The following is a 21,071-nucleotide window of genomic DNA, read 5'->3' on the forward strand; positions in this document are numbered from 1 at the left end:
CGTGAGTTCTCGGATGCCCCTGGCAGGCCCGTGGAAGGCTGGGTCGTCAGGCACGAGAAACTTGTACAACAAATATGGTCTCCGCCATAAAGTTGTACAAGTTTTAATTTGTGTATCGCTTTTCTGGAACGTCAGTCCAGGTGACAGCAGGTAACCGACGGTCAGGTCTGGAAGGTCAGAAGCGCTGTCGTTTCATCGTGATGCATTCAGGTGCCGCAACAGTTCCGGAAGCTCCCGGACATGCGAGATGACATGGACTCCGGCGGGAACCGGCTCCGGCGCGCCACGCCCCTTCACGTCGATCCATGCCGCCTGCATGCCGAGACGTACTGCCGGCAGGGCATCTTCCTTCCATGAGTCGCCGACATGCAGCGTGGTGGAGGGGCGGCTGCCCAGACGTGCCATGGCGGCGAGGAAGGGGCGTGCATCCGGCTTGGGCGCCAGCCATTCGCCGGCGGCGATGCTGAACTCGAAATGATGGTCCAGCGCCAGGCGTGTCAGGTCGACATTGCCATTGGTGATGGCGCCGAGGCGGTAATGCCGGGCCAGTGAGTCGAGCAGCTCGCTGGCTTCCGGAAAGGGCTGCAATTCGTGGCGCAATGCCAGGAAGCGTTCGACGGCCGCATGTGACCAATGATGGGCCTCCTTTTCGCCATGGCCGGCATCGCGCAGCATGATGCGCATGGCTTCACGGCGCAGCCAGGTGAAGTCACCACGCCGCAAGGGGTGTTCCAGCCCGAGTGCCATGCGGCGACGGGTATATTCCTCGAGGGGAAAATCAGTGGCATGACCGATCTCACCGTCCAGCCAGGCGTAGTGTTCCGTCTCGGCGCGCTCCATGATCGGGCGATTGGCCCACAGGGTGTCATCGAGATCGAAGGTCAATGCGGTCAGCGAAGGCGTCGTTGCGGGCATCACAGGGGATCATCCTTGAGCGGAACATCAGCAGGGGAGGCGGCGTCAATGTCAGCCGGCGTTGCCTCTTCTGGCCCACGCTGGCGACGTGCACGCGGGTGAGCCTGGTCGTAGGCGCTGGCCAGCTGTTGCCAGTCGAGTCGGGTATACACCTGGGTCGTGGAGAGATGGGCATGGCCCAGCAACTCCTGCACGGCGCGCAGATCGCCACTGGATTCCAGCAGATGGCTGGCGAAGGAATGGCGGAGTCGGTGGGGGTGCAGGTGCTCCGGCAGGCCGCGTGTCTTCGCTTGCGTCACCAGACGAAGCTGCACGCCGCGTTGTCCCAGCCGCTGGCCTCGCTGGCCGACGAACAGGGCAGTCTCGTCAGCAGGCGCGAGTTGGCCACGCACCTTCAGCCAGGCATCCAGCGCCTGACGCGCCCGCGAGCCGATGGGCAGCTGGCGAGGCTTGTTGCCCTTGCCGCGCACGCGCAGGCGGCGTGTCTCCAGCATGTCGAGGTCGAGACTGACCAGTTCCGAGAGTCGCAGCCCCGAGCCGTAGAGCAGCTCCAGCATGGCCTGATCGCGGATCGCCAGTGGCGTGCCGTCGTGCGGGCAGTCGAGAAAGCGTGACAGGCTGTCGATGTCCACCGGGCGAGGGAGGTGGTCCGGCAGGCGCGGTGTCTGTACCAGGCCCGCCGGGTTGTGCGCCAGAATGCCGTGATCGACCAGCCAGCCACAGAAACGACTGATCGCCGCGCGACGTCGGGCCAGTGAACGGGGGGCAAGCCCACGACTGCGCTCAGCGCCCAGGAAGCGACGCAGCGTCGGCACATCCAGGGCCTGCCAGTCTGCAGGAGGCCGTGCGGTGGCGCTGGTGTCGGCATCCACCGTGGTCTCGGCCGGTGAGGGGCGCAACATGAAGTGGATCAGTGCCTCGAGATCGCGCTGATAGGCGCTCACGGTCGCTGCGCTGCTGTCCTGGGCAAGATGGGCGAGAAACTGCTGGCAGGGGCGGGTCAGCGCCTGGCGCCTCGCAGTGTCGAGGGAGTCATCCGGGAGGTCAGAGGCGCTCATCGCGCGGCCTGATCATCACGCGAGGCAGCGGAGTCTGACGTGTGACTCGTCGCATGACGCCCGAGGCAGCGCGCCAGCACATCGCCGAGATATTCGGGGAAGAGAGTGTCGAGTCCGGCACGGAACTGCTCGGCCTCGGCACTGGCGACCACCAGATAGCCCAGACATTCGCCACGGGTCAGACGCACGATGACGGCGGAGCCGCGCGTGGCATCCGCCTGGCTGGCCTCGACCAGATCGTGGCACTCCGCCCCCAGCGGCCAGTCATGGTCCGGCAGCAGGGCTTCCCAGCGCGTGCGTGGCATCGCCAGACAACGGCTGGCGCGGCCTTCGAGCAGGCGCTCGAATTGCTCGGCACGCGCATCATCGAGCACCTGACGCGGTGGCTGGGTCGCGGGGCCGGCGCCGCGTTGCCACAGGCAGACGGCGGCGATGTCGAACAGCTCGCTGAGACGGGTTGCCAGAGTCTCCGCAAGGGCATCATCCGATTCGGCATCCATCAGATCCAGCACGATCTGACGCAGTCGCTGATAGCGGCTTTCATTGTCGCGGGCGGTATTGAGCAGCTCCTCGAGACGCGCCTCGGCCTGCTCGGTACGTCCGCGCAGGTCATGCACCAGCCGCTCCAGCAGCGAGACGCTGCCACCGCGTGCTTCGGGGTGTGGCACGCGCAGCTGCTGGAGCAACCCTTCCCGACCCTCGAAGAAATCCGGATGCGTGGCCAGCCACTCGGCGACCCGGTCCGGGTCCAGCGTGCGCGGGCGACGTGAGGCGGATGGCTCGGCCATATGGCTCTCCTTGCGAGGGTTGGCGACGGGACGCCGGCGCTTCGCGCAGGCGTCCCCTGTCAGCGGCGGCTTACAGGATGATGCGGCCTTCGAAGACGGTCTCGGCAGGACCGGTCATGAAGACAGGGTGACCTTCGCCGCCCCATTCGATGCTCAGGGTGCCGCCAGGCAGCGTGACATCGACAGGACTGGCGAGCAGGCCACGACGAATGCCGGAAGCGACGGCCGCACAGGCACCGGTGCCACAGGCCAGCGTCTCGCCGACGCCACGCTCGAAGACGCGCAGGCGCGCTTCGTGGGGCGAGACGACTTCCAGGAAGCCGGCATTGACGCGCCTGGGGAAGCGCGGATGCGCTTCGATCAGCGGACCGACCTCTCGTACCGGTGCCTCGTCGACGCTGTCGACCAGCAGCACCGCATGGGGGTTGCCCATCGAGACGACACCGATCTCCAGGGACTCGCCGCCGACCTCCAGCGCATGCACCGGCAGATCCGTCTCGGCCTCGAAGGGCAGCGCGGCGGGGGCGAAGCGCGGAGCGCCCATGTCGACGCGGACTCGCCCGTCATCGGCCACTACCAGTGTCAGCGGGCCACCGGCGGTCTCGACGCGGATCTCGCGCTTGGTGGTCAGGCGCTGATTGAGCACGAAGCGCGCAAAGCAGCGGGCCCCGTTGCCGCAGTTCTCGACCTCGCTGCCATCGGCATTGTAGATGCGATAGCGGAAGTCCATGTCCGGGTCACGGGGTGGCTCGACCACCAGCAGCTGGTCGAAGCCGATACCGAAATTGCGATGCGAAAGCCGTCGGATATCGGCATCGCGCAGGCGGCCACGCTGGGAGATCAGGTCAATGACCATGAAGTCATTGCCCAGACCGTGCATCTTGGTGAAGTGCACCAGCATCAGTCATCACCTTCCGGCAGCAGTTGCTCACCGGTCCACAGTTCTTCCAGACGTTCGCGGCGACGCACCAGGTGCATCTGGCCGCCATCCACCATCACCTCGGCGGGACGACAGCGGCTGTTGTAGCTGGAGGCCATCACGAAGCCATAGGCGCCGGAGGAGCGAACGGCAAGCAGGTCGCCCGGGGCGATGGCCAGTTCGCGGTCCTTGCCCAGAAAGTCGCCTGTCTCGCAGACCGGGCCGACCACGTCGTAGCTGGCGCTTGCACGTGACTCGCGCGTGTCGACGGGCACGATGTTCTGCCAGGCCTGATACAGCGACGGACGGATCAGGTCATTCATGCCGGCATCGATGATGGCGAAGTTCTTCTCTTCGCCGGGTTTGAGGTACTCGACACGCGTCAGCAGGACGCCGGCGTTGGCGGCGATGGAGCGACCCGGCTCGAACAGCAGTGTCATCTCGTTGCCATGCTCGTAGCGCGCCAGGCGTTCCAGCAGGGCGCTTGCGTAGGCGAAGGGCTCCGGCGGCGTCTCGTTCTGGTAGGGCACGCCGAGGCCGCCGCCGAGATCCAGATGCTCGATGATGATGCCGCGCTCGCGCAGGCGGTCCAGCAGCACCAGCAGGCGCTCGAGGGAGTCGAGGAACGGCGCCAGCTCGGTCAGCTGGGAGCCGATATGACAATCGACGCCTACCACCTTGACGTGCTCCATGGCGGCGGCGGTCTCGTAGACCTCCAGCGCCTGCTCGACCGGAATGCCGAACTTGTTGGCCTTGAGGCCGGTGGAGATGTACGGGTGGGTGCCGGCATCGACGTCCGGGTTGATGCGCAGCGACACCGGTGCGATACGCCCGAGGCGACCGGCGACGGCATTGAGGCGCTCAAGCTCGGGCAGCGATTCGACGTTGAAGCACTTGATGCCCAGCTCCAGCGCGCGCTGCATCTCGGCGGCCTGCTTGGCGACGCCGGAGAACACGACCTTGGCGGGGTCTCCGCCGGCCTTGAGGACGCGCTCCAGCTCACCGGCGGAGACGATGTCGAAGCCGGCACCCAGACGTGCCAGCACGTTGAGCACCGCCAGGTTGGAGTTGGCCTTCACGGCGTAACAGATCAGATGCGGGTGGTCGCCCAGCGCATCCTGATAGGCCTTGAAGTGGCGCTCCAGCGTGGCACGGCTGTAGACGTAGCAAGGCGTGCCGAACTGCTCGGCCAGCGTGGCGAGAGAGGCGTCTTCGGCGTGCAGCACGCCATCCTGATATACGAAGTGATCCATGATCCGGCCTGCAAGATGTCGCGCCGGCGGGCATCACCCGCCGGAGATGTAAGGGGGGCTCAGGCGTCGCTGCCGGAAGTCTCGGTAGCGGCGGTGCGCTCTGTCTCGGCAGCAGCCGGTGCAGGGGCGGGTGCCTCGGCACGTTGTCCGCCGGCATCGGCGTCCGCCGGCAGATACAGCGGGCCCTTCTGACCGCAGCCGGTCAGAAGGCCTGCGCCCAGCAGCAGGCCCGCAAGGGTACGAAGGGCGTGACGGGCGGACTGGCTCATCAGATGACGCATCGGGCGGCCTCCTGGCAGCTGACGATGAAGCGGTGAGGGCCTGACGGTGCAGTACACGGTCAGGCCCCGACTTGACGGTTTCAGGCGCGGCTGGTCAGCGCCTCACGTGCACGCTGCACGGCAGCACGCACCTGATTCGGCGCGGTGCCCCCGATGTGATTGCGCGCCGCGACGGAACCTTCCAGCGTGAGCACGTCGAAGACGTCCTGTTCGATGGTGTCGGAGAACTGCTTGAGTTCATCCAGCGTCATCTCGGACAGGTCACGCTTCTGCTCGATGCCGAAGGCGACGGACTTGCCGACGATCTCGTGGGCATCCCGGAAGGCGACACCCTTGCGCACCAGGTAATCCGCCAGATCAGTCGCGGTGGCGAAGCCCTTGCTGGCCGAGGCGTACATGTTGTCGGACTTGGCGCGGATCGCCGGAATCATGTCGGCGAAGGCGCGCAGGCTGCCGCGTACGGTATCGATGGTATCGAACAGCGGCTCCTTGTCTTCCTGATTGTCCTTGTTGTAGGCCAGCGGCTGGGACTTCATCAGGGTCAGCAGGCTCATCAGGTGGCCATAGACACGGCCGGTCTTGCCACGCACCAGTTCCGGCACGTCCGGGTTCTTCTTCTGCGGCATGATGGAGGAACCGGTGCAGAAGCGATCCGGCAGATCGATGAAGTCGAACTGGGCGCTGGTCCACAGCACCAGCTCTTCGCTCATGCGTGACAGGTGCATCATCAGCAGGCTGGCGAAGCTTGTGAATTCGATGGCGAAGTCACGGTCGCTGACGGAGTCGAGGCTGTTCTCGGTCGGACGATCGAAGCCGAGCAGCTCGGTGGTGACGTGGCGGTCGATGGGGAAGGTGGTGCCGGCCAGCGCCGCGGCGCCCAGCGGCAGCACGTTCATGCGGGCACGGCAGTCACGCAGGCGATCCTGGTCACGGGCGACCATTTCCTGCCACGCCAGCAGATGGTGGCCGAAGGTGACCGGCTGAGCGCTCTGCAGGTGAGTGAAGCCCGGCATGATGGTGTCGGCTTCCTGCTCGGCCAGGCCCAGCATGCCTTCCCGCAGACGCGTCAGCTCGGCGTCGATGACGTCGATCTCGTCGCGCAGGTAAAGGCGGATGTCGGTGGCCACCTGATCATTGCGTGAGCGACCGGTGTGCAGCTTCTTGCCGGTGTTGCCGATCTTGGCGGTCAGACGTGCCTCGATGTTCATGTGCACATCTTCCAGCGCGACGGACCACTCGAATTCGCCGCGAGCGATCTCTTCGCTGATCTCCTTCAGTCCTTCGATGATGGTGTCGCGCTCTTCCTCGCTCAGCACGCCGACGCCGGCCAGCATGGTGGCGTGGGCGATGGAGCCACGAATGTCGTGCTGCGCCATGCGCTGATCAAAATCGACGGACGCGGTGAAGCGGGCCACGAAGGCATCGGTCGGCTCGCTGAAGCGGCCGCCCCAGGACTGATTGGTAGATTCGCTCATCGGGATCTCGAATTGTGGTGACATGTCCAGAGTTCGGCGTCCGGTGCACGGTCGCGCAGCCGGTATCGTTGACCTTGGAGTGTACCAGACTCCGTCGGATGGGCGAGGGGGGCGCGCACCAAGATGCGTTGCGGCCAGGGAGGCGTGTCATCGTGACGCTTCCGGGGATTTTCCCCTTGGCCATCAGTGGCTTTATGATGACGGTATCCGGTGGCGGCCAATGTTGGCCGTCACGAACGTTTCGACTGTCGCGCCAGCGTCGCGCGTCCCAAGGAGAATGCCGTGTCCCGCCGTGAGACCCTGCGTATCGCGACCCGCAAGAGCCTGCTTGCCCTGTGGCAGGCTGAACACGTCAAGGCACGTCTGGAAGCCCTGCATCCCGGCTTGACGGTCGAGCTGGTGCCGATGTCCACGCGGGGCGACAAGATTCTCGACACGCCGTTGGCCAAGATCGGCGGCAAGGGCCTGTTCGTGAAGGAACTGGAAGAAGCCATGCTGGATGGCCGCGCCGACATCGCCGTGCACTCCATGAAGGACGTGCCGATGCATTTCCCGGAATCGCTGGGGTTGGCCGTGATTCTCGAGCGCCATGCGCCCACCGATGCGTTCGTCTCCAACGACCACGCCAACTTTGACGCGCTCCCCCAGGGGGCTCGCCTGGGCACCTCCAGCCTGCGTCGTGGCCTGCAGGCCAAGGCCGCCCGTCCGGATCTCGAGGTGCTCAGCCTGCGCGGCAATGTCCAGACGCGTCTCGGCAAGCTGGATGCCGGTGAGTTCGACGCCATCATCCTCGCCACCTCCGGCCTGCAGCGCCTCGAACTGGATGCACGCATCACCGCCGAGATGGACGCCGAGACCTGTCTGCCGGCCTGTGGACAAGGCGCGCTGGGCATCGAATGCAATCTGCAGGACGAGGAGATTCTCGCCCTGCTGGCACCGCTGGCTCATGAAGACTCCAGTCGTTGCGTGCTGGCCGAGCGCGCCATGAATACGCATCTGGAAGGTGGCTGCCAGGTACCGATCGGTGGCTATGCCGTGCTGGAAGAGGGTGGCAGGCAGCTGTGGTTGCGGGCACTGGTCGGCAATCCCGATGGCAGCGTCATCCTGCGTGCCGAGGCGCGTGGTCCGGCCGATACGCCCGAAGCGCTGGGCATCGCCGTGGCGGAAGATCTGTTGCAGCAGGGGGCCGGCGAGATTCTGGCGGCGGTCTATGGCGATGCGCGTGACTGATGGCGCCCGCAATGCGGAGGTGGATGACCGGGCGATGCCTCGCGCGGCATCGAGTGGGCGGTCGTCTCTTGAAGTGCTGACGACGCGTCCGGGCTCGCGCGGTGCCGTGCTTGATGCGATGCTGAGAGACGTTGGCTGCGCCGTGGAGTGCCTGAAGCTGATGGCGCTCGAGCCGCTGCCGCTGGAGCCCGCCGGGCGTCAGGCGATTCTCGACATCGACCTCTATCGAGGGGTGGTGGTCATCTCGCCTCAGGCCGCCGGCTACCTGGCGGACTGGCTGGAAGACTGGTGGCCGCAATTGCCCGAGGGGCTTGCCTTCTACGCGGTGGGCTCCGCGACGGCAGAGGTACTCCACTCACGCCTCGGCGTTCGGGTGAGAGTGCCGCCACACGCCACGCGTGGCGCACATGTCGAGGTGGATGCCCCGGTCGGCACGACCAGCGAGGCCCTGCTCTCGCTGCCGTCCCTGCAGCAGCTTCAGGGGCAGCGCTGGCTGCTGGCGGCCGGAGAAGGCGGGCGCGCCTTGCTGGAGGACACCCTGGTGGCACGCGGTGCCCAGGTGACGCGTCTGGCGCTTTATCGACGCCTTCCGTTGGCTTTGTCCTCTCAACAGGCTGGCCGTCTGGCGGCGGGCGCGTATGATGCAATGGTGGTGACCAGCAATACGCTGCTTGAGGCGGTAGTGACCTCGGCAACGACGCGGACCTTGAACCAACCGCTAATCGTGTCGAGCAACCGTTTGGCTACACTGGCACACGCTCATGGGTTCGAGCGCGTGACGGTCGCCGCGGATGCCTCACCCGGGGCCCTGAGGCAGGCAGTGCTGGATGCCTGCGCCCCGACTCGCCATGCGAGAGAGACCGGCGCCACTGCGCCTGGTCCGCGCGAGGCCATCGATTCCCAAGAATCCGGAAAAGGGCAAGCGTAGATGAGCAACCGAGAACACGATCAGGAAGACCACGGCTCTGCCGGCACCACGCCAGGCAAGCCGAGCGACAAGGATGCTGCCGCTCGCGCATCAGATGCCTCTTCCGCTCCCGGCGAACACGCCGAAGACACTGCCTCTGGCCGCCCTGGCGCCGAGGCCTCCCGTTCGTCCTCCTCTTCCTCGTCATCCGCCACGGCTGACGCCCCACGTGAGCGACGCTCGCGTGGCGGGCGCAACCGTCGCGGACGGGGAAAGGGACAGGGCAGCTCCTCCTCTTCATCCTCCACTGCCAGCGAGTCCACGCCCGTGAGCCAGACTTCCGACGATAACGCCTCGACGCCTTCCGGCGCGAAATCTCCCTTCCCGAAGCAGACCGATACCGCGCCTGCCGCCGAGACGACCACTGCCTCGACGGCGTCCGGCAAGGGCGCTGCCTCAGGCAAGGGAGGGGCTTCAGACAAGAGCGGCGTGACGGGCAAGAGTGCCGGTGCCGCCATGGGTGGCGCGGGAGGAGGCACGCCGCCGAGCGAGCCGCAGGGCAGCAAGAAGAGTGCTGCCGGCGGCATCGCACTGGTGCTGGTCATTCTTCTTGCCATCGTCGTCGCGGTACTGGCCTGGTTCGGCTGGCAGCGTCTGAACGCCCTGCCGGATGCCCAGGGCCTCGACAAGCAGGTCAGCGAATCCGTGACCCAGCAGGTCGGCCAGGTCGAGAGCAAGGTCGCCAGCCTGTCCGGCAAGCTCGACAAGAACGCGTCGCAGGTCAGTGATCTCGACAAGCGTCTGTCCGGCGAGAGCCAGCAGACCGAGCAGGCGCTCAACAAGGTGCTCGAGGAGCTCAGCAAGACCCAGCAGACCGATGCCCGCGACTGGCATTACGCGGAGGCCGAATACCTGCTGCGTCTCGCCAATCAGCGTCTGCAGCTGGAGCGTGACGTGAACGGTGCCGACGCACTGCTCGAGAACGCCGATGCGCGTATCGCCGAGGCGGACAACCCCGCCCTGCTGCCGGTTCGCAAGGCGATCCAGTCCGAGCTCGCCAGCCTCGACAGCGTGCCGCGTGTCGATCGCAGTGGCATCTACCTGGCGCTGCTCGCCGAGCAGGAACAGCTGGCGCGTCTGCCGCTCAAGCAGGACGTGGCCGAGATCGCCGCCAAGGTCGAGAACGACGCTCCGCCCACCGGCGGCTGGCAGCAGCAGCTGGCGCGCTTCGGCAATGAGCTGAAGAATCTGGTCACCGTGCGTCGTCACGACGAGGCGCTGGAAGCCCTGATCACGCCGGAGCAGGAATCCTATCTGCGCCAGAACGTGCGTCTGGTGCTCGAGCAGGCCCAGCTGGCGCTGCTCAAGGAAGAGCCGAAGCTGTATCAGGCGGCCATCGACAAGGCGATCACGCTGGTCAACGGCTACTACGATACCAAGACCGATGGCGTGCAGAATGCCGTCGCCAAGCTGGAAGACCTCAAGGGCAAGACCATCCGCCCGGAGCTTCCGGATATCTCCGCATCTCTCAACACGCTGCGTGAGCTGATCGAACGCCGCGCCCAGTCCGGGGGTGGTGAGGCATGAGAAAACTGATACTGCTGATCATCATCGGCCTGGCCATCGGTGCGCTGTTCGGTCAGCTGATGCAGTCGTTCCCCGGCTATTGGCTGATTCGTGTCGGTGATACCTCGGTCCAGACGTCCTTCTGGTTCGGGCTGGTGCTGCTGCTGGGCGCCTTCGTGGTACTGCATTTCGGCCTGCGTCTGCTGTCGCGTTTCGCGCATCCGTTCTCGCGCCTCAAGGTTTGGAACAGCCGCACGCGCCATCGCAATGCCACTCGCAAGACCGTGCGTGGCCTGGTGGCACTGGCCGAAGGCCGCTGGAAGCGTGCCGAGAAGTCGCTGACCCATTCTGCGGAGGACTCCAGCACACCGCTGGTCAACTATCTGTCCGCAGCACTCGCCGCCCACTATCAGGGGCGTTTCGAGCAGGCGGATACGCTGCTCAAGCGTGCTCATGAGTCCACTCAGGGCTCCGAGAGTGCCGTGGGGCTGGTGCAGGCGCAGCTGATGCTGGATCGCCAGCAGCACGAGCAGGCACTCGCGACGCTGACGCGTCTCGACAAGCAGCTCGGCGAGCACCCGCAGGTCCTCAAGCTGCTCAAGCAGGCGTATCTGGCGGTGAATGACTGGGATGGCCTGCGTCGCCTGATGCCGCGTCTCGACAAGCAGGACCTCATCTCACCGGAAGAGAAGAAGGAGCTGGAACAGCGCGCCTACGTGGCACTGATCCAGCAGGCCGCGCGTAATCCGGAAGACATCGAGCGCGTGCGCAACCTGTGGGCCGACATGCCGGACCACCTGCGCAGCGACGTGAATCTGGTCGCCCTGTATGCCGAGGCATTGATCGCCGGTGGGCAGGAAGGGCTGGCAGAGCGCCTGCTGCGTCACTCGCTGAAGGAATGCTGGGATTCACGTCTGGTGCTGCGCTATGGCCTGCTGGACGTGGATGCGCCGCGTCAGCTGGTGTATGCCGAGAAGTGGCTGCAGGAGCGTCCGAATGACCCGGACCTGCTGCTGTCGCTGGGTCGACTGGCATTGCGCAATGCCAACTGGGGCAAGGCGCAGGAGTATTTCGAGGCCAGTCAGCGTCAGCGTCCGAGCGGCACGGTGTGTGCCGAGCTGGCACGTCTGTTCGCCAATCTTGGCGAGCACAACAAGAGTCAGCTCTACTATCGCCAGAGCGTCGAGCTGCTGGATCGTTCACTGCCGGCGCTGCCGCAGCCCAGCAAGGACAACGCCTGATCGACGCCGCCCGTCGGGCGGCGCTGCACATTGTTTCCTCATTTCGCGAGAAGATGAAAAACTGCCGCCGGCCAGGTCTCTGGTCGGTGGACATTGGTTACTCTCCGGGTATCCGCGTTCATGCCATGGCGTGACGGGATACCCTTCTTTTTGCCTGTCAGATGGCGCTTTTCCCCCTCCGTGGTGGTGAGGGTCTGAGCCGGTAGCGGTCTCGGGCGGCCCTGCAAGACTCGGGGTTGCAGACCCTGCAACCGGCGATCCATGCCCGCCGTGGGGCGCTGGGCACCCATGGCGCTGGCTGTCGGCATTTCCTCCGTGCGATGATTCCGCGTGATGAATGATCTGCCGTCACGGCAGGCCATTCCTGAGCCTTGTTCGGCTTATCCCCAAGACATAATGGAGTCTGCATGTTGCAAAAGTCCCTGGCCCTGATGGGCGCCTCCGTACTGGCCGTGTCACTTGCCGGCTGTGCCGCTACCGGCAACAGCTCTTCCGGCAATACCGCCAGCTCCTCCAGCTCCTCCAGCTCCATGATGAGCCTGGCCAGCAGCATGCTGAGCAGCCAGACGGGCCAGTCCCTGCCGGCAGCCGACCTGATGTCCAGCCTGACCTCCCAGCTGGGCGTGTCTTCCACCCAGGCGCTGGGTGGCTCCGCTGCCATGCTGGCACTGGCTCAGTCCCAGCTGGGCTCCAGCGCGACCTCCGAGCTGTCCAGTGAAGTGCCGCAGCTGTCCAGCCTGACCAGCAGCAGCTCTCTCTCGACCCTGTCCAGCCTTGCCAGCCTGAGCGGCAATGACAATGCCACGGCATTGGCCAGCACCGTCGGCAATGTCGATGACAGTGCGTCTCTGGACAGCGCCTTCTCCGCGCTGGGCATGGACAGCAGCATGGTGTCCCAGTTCGCGCCGGTGCTGCTCAGCTACATGGGTGGCGAAGGTGTCAGCTCGACGCTGCTGAGCTCACTGTCTGGCCTGTGGGGCACCGGCTCCTGAGCCAGCCTCGCGCATGAGGTGTGAGGCATCGGTTTACGCCCGCACATGAAAACGCCCCCGAGCCATTGGCTCGGGGGCGTTTTCGTTTCAGTCCGGCGCCCATCGCAGGCAGCCGTGTCGGGATACCCCGGGCGCGCGATCAGTCGCCGTCGGCATCCGGTTGGGTGGTCTGACGGATGCGCTGTTCCTCGGCATCCACGACTTCGCCGTCCTTGGTGGCATGGCGGGTCAGCGGGGTCTCCTCGCGACGCTGAGCCACCTTGGCGGCGGCCTCACGCTGCTCGGGAGTCTTCGGCTGACCGGCGGCGGAGCCATCGATCACGAACGGTTCGTGCATGGTGCGAACGTTGGCCGGCGGCGCACCACCGTCCTTGTCCTGACCGAAGTACATGGTCATGTGCGGGAACGGGATCTCGATGCCGGCGGCGTCGAAGTGCTGCTTCACGAGCTTGTTGTACTCGCGGCCGATGGCCCACTGGTTGCCCGGGCTGGTCTTGATCATCACACGGATGTTGACCGAGCTGTCGGCGAGCGACGAGACGCCAGCGATGGTGACCGGCTCGAGAATCTCCGCGCCATAGCTGCTTTCCTGGAGTTCATCGAAGGCCGCACGCAGGTGCACGATGGCGTGATCGACGTTCTCGCGGTAGGAAATGCCGTACTCGCCGACATGGTAGGCGAAGTCACGCATGTAGTTGGAGACGGTATCCACCGAGGAGAACGGCACGATATGGAAGGTGCCGGACAGATCGCGGATGCCCACCGAGCGGATGGTCAGGCGTTCCGCCGTCCCGGTCACGCCACCGGCGGTGACCACGTCACCGGTGTTGATGGCATTCTCGAGCTGGATGAACACGCCGGTGATGATGTCCTGCACCATCTTCTGGGCCCCGAAACCGATCGCCAGACCGAGCACCCCGGCACCGGCCAGCAGCGGCGCGATGTCGATGCCGATCTCCGACAGCACGATCATCGCGGTGAAGACGATCATCGCGATGGCGATGGCATTGCGGAACAGTGCCAGCAGGGTTTCCACGCGTGAGGAGGGCTTGCCCTTGCCGGTATCCGGATTGAGCTTGTGCTCGATCAGGCTGGCGATGCCGACCCAGATCACGACCGCGAAGGCGAGGATGAACAGCACATGGAAGATGCGTGACAGCAGCAGGGCTCCGGCGTCCGTTGCCAGCCAGTCGCCAAGCGCCACGATGCTCCAGGCATTCAGCACCATGCCGACCACGACGACCAGGATGATGGCGCGCATGATGCGCAGTGCGGTCGGGATGTAGGAGTTGAGGCGCGTCTCCAGCATCGGCAGCTGACCACGCAGCTTGTCGGACACCTGGATGCGCTTGCCGATCAACTGCGTCAGCACGCGAGACAGCAGTGCCCCGCCACCGATGGCGAGCAGCGTCTTGAGCGTCGCGGCCATCATGAAGGGCAGCGCCTCTTCCGGTGTCGTCTGCGAGATGATGAACAGGGTCGCGAAGTAGGCCAGCGCGATCAGGTGCCAGGTACGGGCCAGAATGCGCAGGCAGACGGCGATGAAGGCATTGTGGGTCTCGCGGGCCTGATCGAGCAGGCGGTCACGCAGCAGAACACGGTTGCGGCTGATGACCACGATGGCCCAGATCAGCGCGATACCCATGATCAGCAGGCTGACGAAGCTGCCCACGGCCGGTGCCAGATTGTTGTTGATCATCGGTACCACGACGAGGATGCCGTAGCCGATGAAGCCGGCGAGCAATGCCAGTGAACGATTCCAGTAGCGGGCGACCTCATCTCGCATCGGCATCAGGCGCAGGCCCTGGTAGCCGGAGGAGAACAGCATGCGCATCAAGGCCTTGACCAGCTCGATCACCAGATAGGCATTCAGGAACATCGACTCGCGCTGTCCTATCACGCCCTGTTCGCCATAGGCGAAGATGGCCAGCAGATAGCCCCCCAGGAACGCCAGACCGATCACGGCCACATCGACGATCGCCGCGATGATCACTGCCATCAGGGTGCGCAGCAGCGGGCTGCGGTGCTGACCATCCAGCGACCATTGGCTGACGCGACTGAAGAGCGGATGGGCCAGCCGGCGCAGGACCAGGAACAGCCCGATGGTGGAGATGACCACCAGCCCCAGACTGATGGCTTCGGTCATGAAGCGCTCCCAGTCGATGCTGCTGGCATCTTCACTGCCGAGGCCGCTGAGCGTCTGGATCATGCGGTCCAGGGTCGCGGAAAGCTCTGCGACAAGCTCCTGGCTGATCTCGGCCAGCTGGCGGGACAGTGACGGTGAGTCCTCGCTCAGCGTGACTTCCGCCCCCGCCACCTCGGCTGCCTGTTCGCTCGTCTTGCTGTCCAGCTGGCGCAAGCCTTCAATCAGTGCTTCACGCTGGTCGGGGTCCTCGAGCAACGTCGCAAGACTCTCATAGGACGAACTGGCGGCGTCAGCATCGCTGGCGGGGGCGGCATGCGCCAGGCCACTGACGCTGAGGCACAGCATGATCGCCAGTGCCATCAGGCCCTGTAACCAGCCGGCACTCAGGCGCGAGGCGATCGATGACGTTGCGGTTTGCGCGGGAGGGGAGTGGGGGGGGATCGGGGTCGCCACTGATGGCTTCTCCTGTCTGGTGAATGTCGGATGGAGATGGAGTCGAGTCATGCGGGCTCCCTGAGGTGACTCGGAGGCACCCGGATAGCTGAGCGTCTGCGCCTTTTGGACATCGGCATGGCCACGTCATACGTCAGGCGCTGTCGATTGGATGTGGGAGCGTGATGTGCGCATCCCGCGCACGCACTCTCCTGTGTTATCGGGGCGATTGCAGGTAACCCAACCCCCGATGACGGTATGCGAGAGATTCTTCAGCGCCACAGCCTGCGGCAGCGCTGCGCATCCTTCAAGCCTTGCTCACCGGATTGTTGCAATGTCGCGTTGCAGGAACTGATGTGGCCCGATGGCTGGACAGGCGGTATTGTTGCGATCAATTATTATTACCATCCGATCTCGCGCCCTGATATTCGCTCCCTGGAGAAACGAATGACCCACTCTTCCCATGTGTTTGCTGTTCCTGCCCTGTCCCGCCTGCGTCGTGGGCTGATGGCGTCACTGGCGGTCGTGTTGATGGGAGCCACGGTGTCTGCCGAGGCTCGTGAGGTCCAGACCGCCTATGGTGAACTGGAGCTCGAGGGCACTCCGCAGCGCGTGGTGACGCTCTATGAAGGGGCATTGGATGTGGCGGTCGCCAGCGAGGTGACGCCGCTGGGCGCGGTCACCACGCGCGGCGGTGATGGCGTGGCCAGCTATCTCCAGTCTCGGGTGCCGGAGATCGAGATCGTCGGTACACCGCGAGAGTTCAATCTCGAGGCCATCGTGGCGCTCAAGCCGGACATGATTCTGGCTCCCCCGGGGCTGGACAAGGCGCAATATCAGCTGATGTCGCGTCTGGCGCCGACCATCGTGCCAGGCGGGGAGGCGCTCAGCCGGGAGGCCTGGAAGCAGCAGAGCCGAGTCTATGCCCTGGCACTCGGGGAAGAGGCCGAAGCGGAGCTCGAGGCGCGTCTGGCCGCCATCGACGCTCACGCGGCGCGCCTGAAGGCCGAGATGACTACACCGCAGACTGCCAGCCTGGTGCGTCGCATGCCGGGTGGCCTGATGGCGATGTCCGATGAGCTGTTCGCGACCGGCTTGCTCGCCGCGACCGGCTATCAGCTGGTGGGCGGGGATCTGGTCAAGCCGGGGCGTCCGCACTCCGACCCGCTGAGCGATGAGAACATGGCGCGCATCGATGCCGACACACTCTTCCTGGCGACCCTGGATGATTCTTCTGAGGCTGCCGCTGACGCCCTGGCGAAGGAGCCGGCTTTCCAGCGTCTCGAGCACGCATCGCGTGACAGTCTGGTCGGCGTCAATGGTCAGTTGTGGACCAGTGCCAGTGGCCCGCTGGCGGCCGAGGCGCTGCTCAAGGACATCGAGCAGGCGCGCAGTGATGGGTAAGCGGGACTGGCCCGTCTCGACTCATCAGGCGTCATGCCGTCAGGTCGGGAGGCAGCATGGCGGCTGAAGGAGCGTCCTCACGGCCTGGCTCCCCACAGACAGCTCTTCGCCCGGCGACCCGCAAGGTCGCCGGGCGTCTGTCGTTGGGGCAGGTCATGCCAGTGGCGTGTCTGGCGGCGGTACTGGCCTGCCTGGCCAGTCTGTTGTGGGGCGCGGGAGATATCGGCCCTGCCCAGGCGTGGGCGGTATTGATGGGGCAGGGCAGCGAGGAGGCCCGCTTCGTGGTCACCGAGCTGCGTGCACCGCGTACCGTGATCGGCATCGCCGTGGGCATGATGCTGGCCTGCGGCGGCGCATTGATGCAGGTGGTCGCACGCAATCCCCTGGCGGAGCCGGGGCTGCTGGGTGTCAGCGCAGGCGCGGCCTTTGCCGTCGCCATCGCCCTGTTGCTGGGGATGGAGGCCGCAGGCCTGCATGTGCTGGTGGCTCAGGCTGGCGCCTTGCTGGGCTGCCTGTTCGTGATGAGCACGGTGCGGCTGAGTGGTGCACGCCAGGACCCCGTGCGCCTGGTACTGGCCGGTGCAGCGCTTTCCAGCCTGCTGGTGGCTCTCACGTCGCTGGTATTGCTGATCGACCAGCGCGCGGCAGACGAGATCCGTTTCTGGGTCATCGGCAGTCTGGCAGGGCGTTCGCTGGAGGCGCTGGGTGGCAGCCTGCCGAGCCTCATGCTCGCCCTCGCGTTGACGCTGTGGCTGGTCAGGCCGCTGGCGGCATTGGCGCTGGGAGAGGCGGTGGCCAGTGGACTTGGCCATCACCCGGGGCGCGTGCGCAAGTTGACGGTACTGGTGGTCGCGTTGCTGGTCGGGGCCGCCACGGCCCTCGCGGGGCCGATCGCCTTCGTGGGACTGGCCGTGCCTTATGTCGCGCGTGCGCTGTGTGGCGCGGATATCCGCCGCACCTTGTGGTTGTGCCTGCCGCTGGGCGTGGTGATGCTGGTGAGCGCCGACGTGGTCTCGCGTCTGCTCGTTCGTCCTTCCGAGTTGCCGCTGGGCGTGCTGACCACGCTGCTGGGCGCGCCGGTACTGATTGCCGTGGTGCGCGCTCGTCGCCTGCCGATTCTGTGAGTCAGGCTTCAATGCGCCGTTCTTCATGACAGATAACCCGGAAACGCCCATGTATCGCTCCGCTCCTTCTTCATCGGCCTCTTCTGATGCCGGGGTGCCTCGGCGCCAGGCATCATGCCCTGTCGCCACGGCACCGGCCGATACGTTCTGGTGGCGCTGCGGGCCCCTGTCGTTGCTGTGGCATCGGGCCCCATTGCTGGCCAACCTCGGTCTGCTGCTGGCACTGCTGAGTGCCTGCGTGGCCGCCTTGATGCTGGGCAGCGCGGGCCTGGGCCCCTACGCCGCCCTGAAGGCCGCGTTCGGCCATGGTGAATTCGCCGATGTCTTCGTGGTCCGGGAGCTGCGGCTGCCGAGACTGCTGGCCGGCCTCGGAACGGGCGCCGCCTTCTCGTTGGCAGGCTGTCTGATGCAGACACTGGCCAGCAACCGTCTCGCCACGCCGGGCATCATCGGCATCGATAATGGTGCGACCGCCTTTGCGGTTGCCTCCGTCGTCGGGCTCGGCGCCTCGCTGGCGCCACCGGCGATGGCACTGAGCGGCGCCGTGGTCGCCACGGCGCTGGCCTTCGGGCTTTCCGGTGGCATCGGCACGCGCGGCTATCGCTTCCTGGTCGCGGGGATCGGCGTCGGGGCGCTGTTCGGTGCCGGTACCCAGCTGATGCTGGCGCGGGTGTCCATCGATGTCGCCAACAGCGCCTATCCGTGGACGGTGGGGAGTCTCAACGCACGGGATGCCTCCTCGCTCGAATGGCTGGGCATTGCCTTGCTGCTGGCGGTGCCGGCGGCGTTGTGGCTGGGGCGAGGGCTCAATACGCTGCGCTTTACCGATTCTGTCGCCATCGGACTTGGTCAGCATGTCGCCCGTGTGCGCATGGCGACGCTGTGGCTCTCGGTACTGCTGACGGCCGCCGCGGTGGCCGTGGCCGGCCCGGTGGGCATGGTGGCGCTGGTCGGTCCCGAGATCGCCCGCTACCTGTCGCGTCACAAGGGAGTGCCCTTGCTGGGTTCGGCATTGGCAGGGGCGCTGGTGATGGTGCTGGCGGACCTCGCGGGACGCACGTTGCTGTCACCTCTCGAGATTCCGGTCGGCATCGTGATGGCGGTGGTCGGCAGCCCCTATCTGCTGTGGATCCTGCTGCGCAGCCCGCGCTAGTCAGGCTGTCCTGTCCGGCCGATGCCCCCATTCACCGTGTGGCTGCCATGTCTGCATCACCGACATGAGAGCCGCCCGCAGCCCTCGCGGACCAACCGGGTCACGAGGGTCATCGTTTCAGGAGAATGCGCCATGAGCGCTGAACATCATCCACGCTGCGGGGACACCGTGGCCGCCACTCTCAAGGCCAGTGAGCTGTCGCTGGGGTATGGCAGCGGACAGCGGCATGTGGCCGTGATCGATGCGCTGACGCTGGCGCTGCCGGATGGCAAGGTGACGGCCATCGTCGGGCCCAACGGCTGTGGCAAGTCCACGCTGCTGGCCGGTCTGGCCCGCCTGCAGGCACCGCATGCTGGTGCGGTATTGCTGGAGGGTCAGGACATACGGCGTCTCGGGCGCCGTGATGTCGCGCAGCGCATCGCGCTGCTGCCCCAGGAGACGCACTCGCCGGAAGGCGTGACGGTGCATGAGCTGGTGCGCTTCGGTCGCCAGCCGCATCAGGGAGCCTTCCGTCAGTGGTCGCAGGAGGATCAGGAGGTGGTCTCGGCGGCGATCGCGGCCGCTGACATCGAGAGTCTGGCCGACCGTGAGCTGGCCTCCATGTCCGGTGGCCAGCGTCAGCGTGCCTGGATCGCGATGGCGCTGGCGCAGCAGACGCCGCTGCTGTTGCTGGATGAGCCGACCTCGGCGCTGGATCTCGGTCATCAGATCGAGGTCTTCGAACTGATCCAGCGGCTGGCCCACGAGGAAGGCAAGACCATCGTGATGGTGGTGCATGACCTGGCCAGTGCCTGTCGCTATGCCGACCACCTCGTGGCGATGCATGCGGGCAGCGTGGTCGCGGAAGGTCCGCCCTCCGAAGTGGTGACACCGGCGCTGGTACGCAAGCTCTATGGTGTCGATTGCCGGCTGATTCCTGACCCCGAGACCGGTACCCCGCTGTTGATCGGCGTGCGGCGCACGGACGAGCGCCTGAGTGGCAGTGCTACCTGAGAGCGCCTGGCACGACTCGGTGCGTGGAATATCAGACAGCAGAAAACAAGAAGGCCTCCCCGAGGGGAGGCCTTCTTGTCACGGATATGGTGGAGGCGACGGGAGTCGAACCCGTGTCCGCCGGCACTCCGCCTTCGGCTCTACATGCTTAGTTTCATTATTTGATTTAACACGACTGCCGCCAATGAACAGGCTACAGCAATGCGATTCTCTGAGTTTTAATCTCGACCTTAGAGACGTCGGCCAAGACGATCCTGTTTATACGGGCTCGTTCTCAATCCACCTTGAACAGGCGCAACGGTATCATGAGCAGCTTATGCAGCTAGAGCGTAGTTGTCGTCGTTTGCGACTATATATTTGCAACGTTTTATTTACGAGATACGTTACGATCTCGGCATGCACCTCAGGGTTTGCCACCAGCGTCGAATGCCAGAACGCCCCCATAACAGTGTTACTGCTTGCTGCTTTGCTACGGTGTCATCATAACAGGTGGAGACTGTGCTACGCCAGTTCAAGGCCTCAGGAATTTTTTCTGATCTGACAGTGATTTGCCGTGATTCAAAGCCCTTGTCTCTCACATCGCAACGGCGCAGGCGCGGGGCGTGATCATGGCGCTGACAGTCTCAGCGATCCCGCAGGATACGTGCCTTCTGGCGATTCCAGTCACGGTCCTTCTCGGTGGCACGCTTGTCATGCATCTTCTTGCCTTCCACCAGCGCGATCTCGCATTTCACGATCGCGTTCTTCCAGTACAGCTTGATGGGGACACAGGTGTGACCCTTGTCCTGGGTGCGCGAGAAGATGCGCGCGATCTGCTTCTTGTGCAGCAACAGCTTGCGCGTGCGTTGCGGGTCCGCCACCGCGTGGGTGTTGACCGTCTCCAGCGGATGGATATGACAGCCGAGCAGCCAGGCCTCACCGTTCTTGATCACGATGTAGGTGTCCGTCAGCTGGCCCTTGCCCGCCCGCAGCGCCTTGACCTCCCAGCCTGCCAGTACCAGCCCCGCCTCGAAGGCTTCCTCGATGTGGTATTCGTGGCGTGCCTTCTTGTTCTGGGCGATCAGGTTGCCGCCCTGTTGGGGTTTCTTTTTCTTGCCCATGTTGCCTCGTTTGTCGTGTGCTCCTGCCACTGCCCGACGGACAGCTGGCGCATCCTTCTGGATGGGGGGAGGCGTGTTACCATTCAAGGCCAGA

General features: G+C 65.2%; 17 protein-coding genes, 1 other RNA gene and 1 pseudogene. 9 read left to right on the top strand and 10 right to left on the bottom strand.

Going from position 1 to position 21,071, the window contains the following annotated elements; translation table 11 throughout:
* Positions 1-192: 192 nt before the first annotated feature.
* The 7 genes and pseudogenes from BOH68_RS00535 to argH form a co-directional block, all read right to left on the bottom strand.
* Positions 193-915, bottom strand: coding sequence for an HAD family hydrolase (locus tag BOH68_RS00535; RefSeq protein WP_077379550.1), 723 nt, complete (start codon positions 913-915; stop codon positions 193-195).
* Positions 915-1,973 (bottom strand): tyrosine recombinase XerC, encoded by a 1,059-nt coding sequence (locus tag BOH68_RS00540; protein WP_077379548.1) that lies wholly within the window; start codon positions 1,971-1,973, stop codon positions 915-917. Before BOH68_RS00540 ends, BOH68_RS00535 begins: the two co-directional genes overlap by 1 nt.
* Complete coding sequence (locus tag BOH68_RS00545; protein ID WP_077379546.1) at positions 1,970-2,761, bottom strand: DUF484 family protein; 792 nt, start codon at positions 2,759-2,761, stop codon at positions 1,970-1,972. The genes BOH68_RS00540 and BOH68_RS00545 overlap by 4 nt, the downstream gene beginning before the upstream one ends.
* A gap of 70 nt (positions 2,762-2,831) precedes the next feature.
* The gene (gene dapF / locus BOH68_RS00550) at positions 2,832-3,662 is read right to left on the bottom strand and encodes a diaminopimelate epimerase (RefSeq protein ID WP_077379544.1); all 831 of its coding nucleotides are present in this window, start codon (positions 3,660-3,662) and stop codon (positions 2,832-2,834) included.
* Positions 3,662-4,933: a diaminopimelate decarboxylase gene (gene lysA, locus BOH68_RS00555; protein ID WP_077379542.1), complete on the bottom strand. Its 1,272-nt coding sequence runs from the start codon at positions 4,931-4,933 to the stop codon at positions 3,662-3,664. Before lysA ends, dapF begins: the two co-directional genes overlap by 1 nt.
* Positions 4,934-5,067: 134 nt before the next feature.
* Positions 5,068-5,202, bottom strand: a pseudogene (gene lptM / locus BOH68_RS00560) (LPS translocon maturation chaperone LptM); the annotation flags it as partial.
* Positions 5,203-5,294: 92 nt separating this feature from the next.
* Positions 5,295-6,689: an argininosuccinate lyase gene (gene argH, locus BOH68_RS00565; RefSeq protein ID WP_077379988.1), complete on the bottom strand. Its 1,395-nt coding sequence runs from the start codon at positions 6,687-6,689 to the stop codon at positions 5,295-5,297.
* 282 nt (positions 6,690-6,971) lie between these two features.
* Here argH and hemC point away from each other — a divergent pair, with 282 nt between their 5' ends.
* The 5 genes from hemC to BOH68_RS00590 all read left to right on the top strand — a co-directional run bounded on the left by hemC (position 6,972) and on the right by BOH68_RS00590 (position 12,625).
* Complete coding sequence (hemC, locus tag BOH68_RS00570; RefSeq protein ID WP_255303209.1) at positions 6,972-7,919, top strand: hydroxymethylbilane synthase; 948 nt, start codon at positions 6,972-6,974, stop codon at positions 7,917-7,919.
* A complete protein-coding gene (locus BOH68_RS00575) occupies positions 7,912-8,847 on the top strand; it encodes a uroporphyrinogen-III synthase (protein WP_308457349.1) in 936 nt (311 codons plus the stop codon). The genes hemC and BOH68_RS00575 overlap by 8 nt, the downstream gene beginning before the upstream one ends.
* Positions 8,848-10,413: a uroporphyrinogen-III C-methyltransferase gene (locus BOH68_RS00580; protein WP_077379538.1), complete on the top strand. Its 1,566-nt coding sequence runs from the start codon at positions 8,848-8,850 to the stop codon at positions 10,411-10,413.
* Complete coding sequence (locus tag BOH68_RS00585) at positions 10,410-11,633, top strand: heme biosynthesis HemY N-terminal domain-containing protein (protein WP_077379537.1); 1,224 nt, start codon at positions 10,410-10,412, stop codon at positions 11,631-11,633. The genes BOH68_RS00580 and BOH68_RS00585 overlap by 4 nt, the downstream gene beginning before the upstream one ends.
* A 407-nt stretch (positions 11,634-12,040) precedes the next feature.
* Positions 12,041-12,625, top strand: coding sequence for a DUF2780 domain-containing protein (locus BOH68_RS00590; RefSeq protein ID WP_077379535.1), 585 nt, complete (start codon positions 12,041-12,043; stop codon positions 12,623-12,625).
* 139 nt (positions 12,626-12,764) lie between these two features.
* Here the strand turns inward: BOH68_RS00590 and ybiO are convergent, their stop codons facing one another.
* Positions 12,765-15,224: a mechanosensitive channel protein gene (gene ybiO / locus BOH68_RS00595; RefSeq protein ID WP_170877489.1), complete on the bottom strand. Its 2,460-nt coding sequence runs from the start codon at positions 15,222-15,224 to the stop codon at positions 12,765-12,767.
* A 426-nt stretch (positions 15,225-15,650) separates the two neighbouring features.
* Between ybiO and BOH68_RS00600 the strand changes: the two genes are divergently transcribed.
* The 4 genes from BOH68_RS00600 (at position 15,651) to BOH68_RS00615 (ending at position 19,877) form a co-directional block, all read left to right on the top strand.
* Positions 15,651-16,607 (top strand): ABC transporter substrate-binding protein, encoded by a 957-nt coding sequence (locus BOH68_RS00600; protein ID WP_077379531.1) that lies wholly within the window; start codon positions 15,651-15,653, stop codon positions 16,605-16,607.
* A gap of 155 nt (positions 16,608-16,762) precedes the next feature.
* Entirely contained in the window at positions 16,763-17,731 is a 969-nt protein-coding gene (locus BOH68_RS00605; protein ID WP_077379982.1) for a FecCD family ABC transporter permease, read from the top strand.
* Positions 17,732-17,780: 49 nt separating this feature from the next.
* Positions 17,781-18,884, top strand: coding sequence for a FecCD family ABC transporter permease (locus BOH68_RS00610; RefSeq protein ID WP_077379528.1), 1,104 nt, complete (start codon positions 17,781-17,783; stop codon positions 18,882-18,884).
* A 132-nt stretch (positions 18,885-19,016) separates the two neighbouring features.
* Complete coding sequence (locus BOH68_RS00615) at positions 19,017-19,877, top strand: ABC transporter ATP-binding protein (protein WP_077379526.1); 861 nt, start codon at positions 19,017-19,019, stop codon at positions 19,875-19,877.
* Between the two features lie 87 nt (positions 19,878-19,964).
* Here the strand turns inward: BOH68_RS00615 and ssrA are convergent.
* Positions 19,965-20,319, bottom strand: a transfer-messenger RNA (tmRNA) gene (ssrA, locus tag BOH68_RS00620).
* A 181-nt stretch (positions 20,320-20,500) separates the two neighbouring features.
* Positions 20,501-20,977: an SsrA-binding protein SmpB gene (gene smpB / locus BOH68_RS00625; protein ID WP_077379524.1), complete on the bottom strand. Its 477-nt coding sequence runs from the start codon at positions 20,975-20,977 to the stop codon at positions 20,501-20,503.
* Positions 20,978-21,071 lie beyond the last annotated feature (94 nt).

It is taken from the genome of Cobetia sp. MM1IDA2H-1 (assembly GCF_002916775.2).
Taxonomy (GTDB): Bacteria; Pseudomonadota; Gammaproteobacteria; order Pseudomonadales; family Halomonadaceae; genus Cobetia; species Cobetia marina.

Bases quoted from the DNA above. Each gene is read 5' to 3' on its own strand.
- BOH68_RS00535 (WP_077379550.1), bottom strand. From the start codon at position 915: ATGCCCGCAACGACGCCTTCGCTGACCGCATTGACCTTCGATCTCGAT.
- BOH68_RS00540 (WP_077379548.1), bottom strand. From the start codon at position 1,973: ATGAGCGCCTCTGACCTCCCGGATGACTCCCTCGACACTGCGAGGCGC.
- BOH68_RS00545 (WP_077379546.1), bottom strand. From the start codon at position 2,761: ATGGCCGAGCCATCCGCCTCACGTCGCCCGCGCACGCTGGACCCGGAC.
- dapF (WP_077379544.1), bottom strand. From the start codon at position 3,662: ATGCTGGTGCACTTCACCAAGATGCACGGTCTGGGCAATGACTTCATG.
- lysA (WP_077379542.1), bottom strand. From the start codon at position 4,933: ATGGATCACTTCGTATATCAGGATGGCGTGCTGCACGCCGAAGACGCC.
- argH (WP_077379988.1), bottom strand. From the start codon at position 6,689: ATGAGCGAATCTACCAATCAGTCCTGGGGCGGCCGCTTCAGCGAGCCG.
- BOH68_RS00580 (WP_077379538.1), top strand. From the start codon at position 8,848: ATGAGCAACCGAGAACACGATCAGGAAGACCACGGCTCTGCCGGCACC.
- BOH68_RS00585 (WP_077379537.1), top strand. From the start codon at position 10,410: ATGAGAAAACTGATACTGCTGATCATCATCGGCCTGGCCATCGGTGCG.
- BOH68_RS00590 (WP_077379535.1), top strand. From the start codon at position 12,041: ATGTTGCAAAAGTCCCTGGCCCTGATGGGCGCCTCCGTACTGGCCGTG.
- BOH68_RS00600 (WP_077379531.1), top strand. From the start codon at position 15,651: ATGACCCACTCTTCCCATGTGTTTGCTGTTCCTGCCCTGTCCCGCCTG.
- BOH68_RS00605 (WP_077379982.1), top strand. From the start codon at position 16,763: ATGCCAGTGGCGTGTCTGGCGGCGGTACTGGCCTGCCTGGCCAGTCTG.
- BOH68_RS00610 (WP_077379528.1), top strand. From the start codon at position 17,781: ATGTATCGCTCCGCTCCTTCTTCATCGGCCTCTTCTGATGCCGGGGTG.
- BOH68_RS00615 (WP_077379526.1), top strand. From the start codon at position 19,017: ATGAGCGCTGAACATCATCCACGCTGCGGGGACACCGTGGCCGCCACT.
- smpB (WP_077379524.1), bottom strand. From the start codon at position 20,977: ATGGGCAAGAAAAAGAAACCCCAACAGGGCGGCAACCTGATCGCCCAG.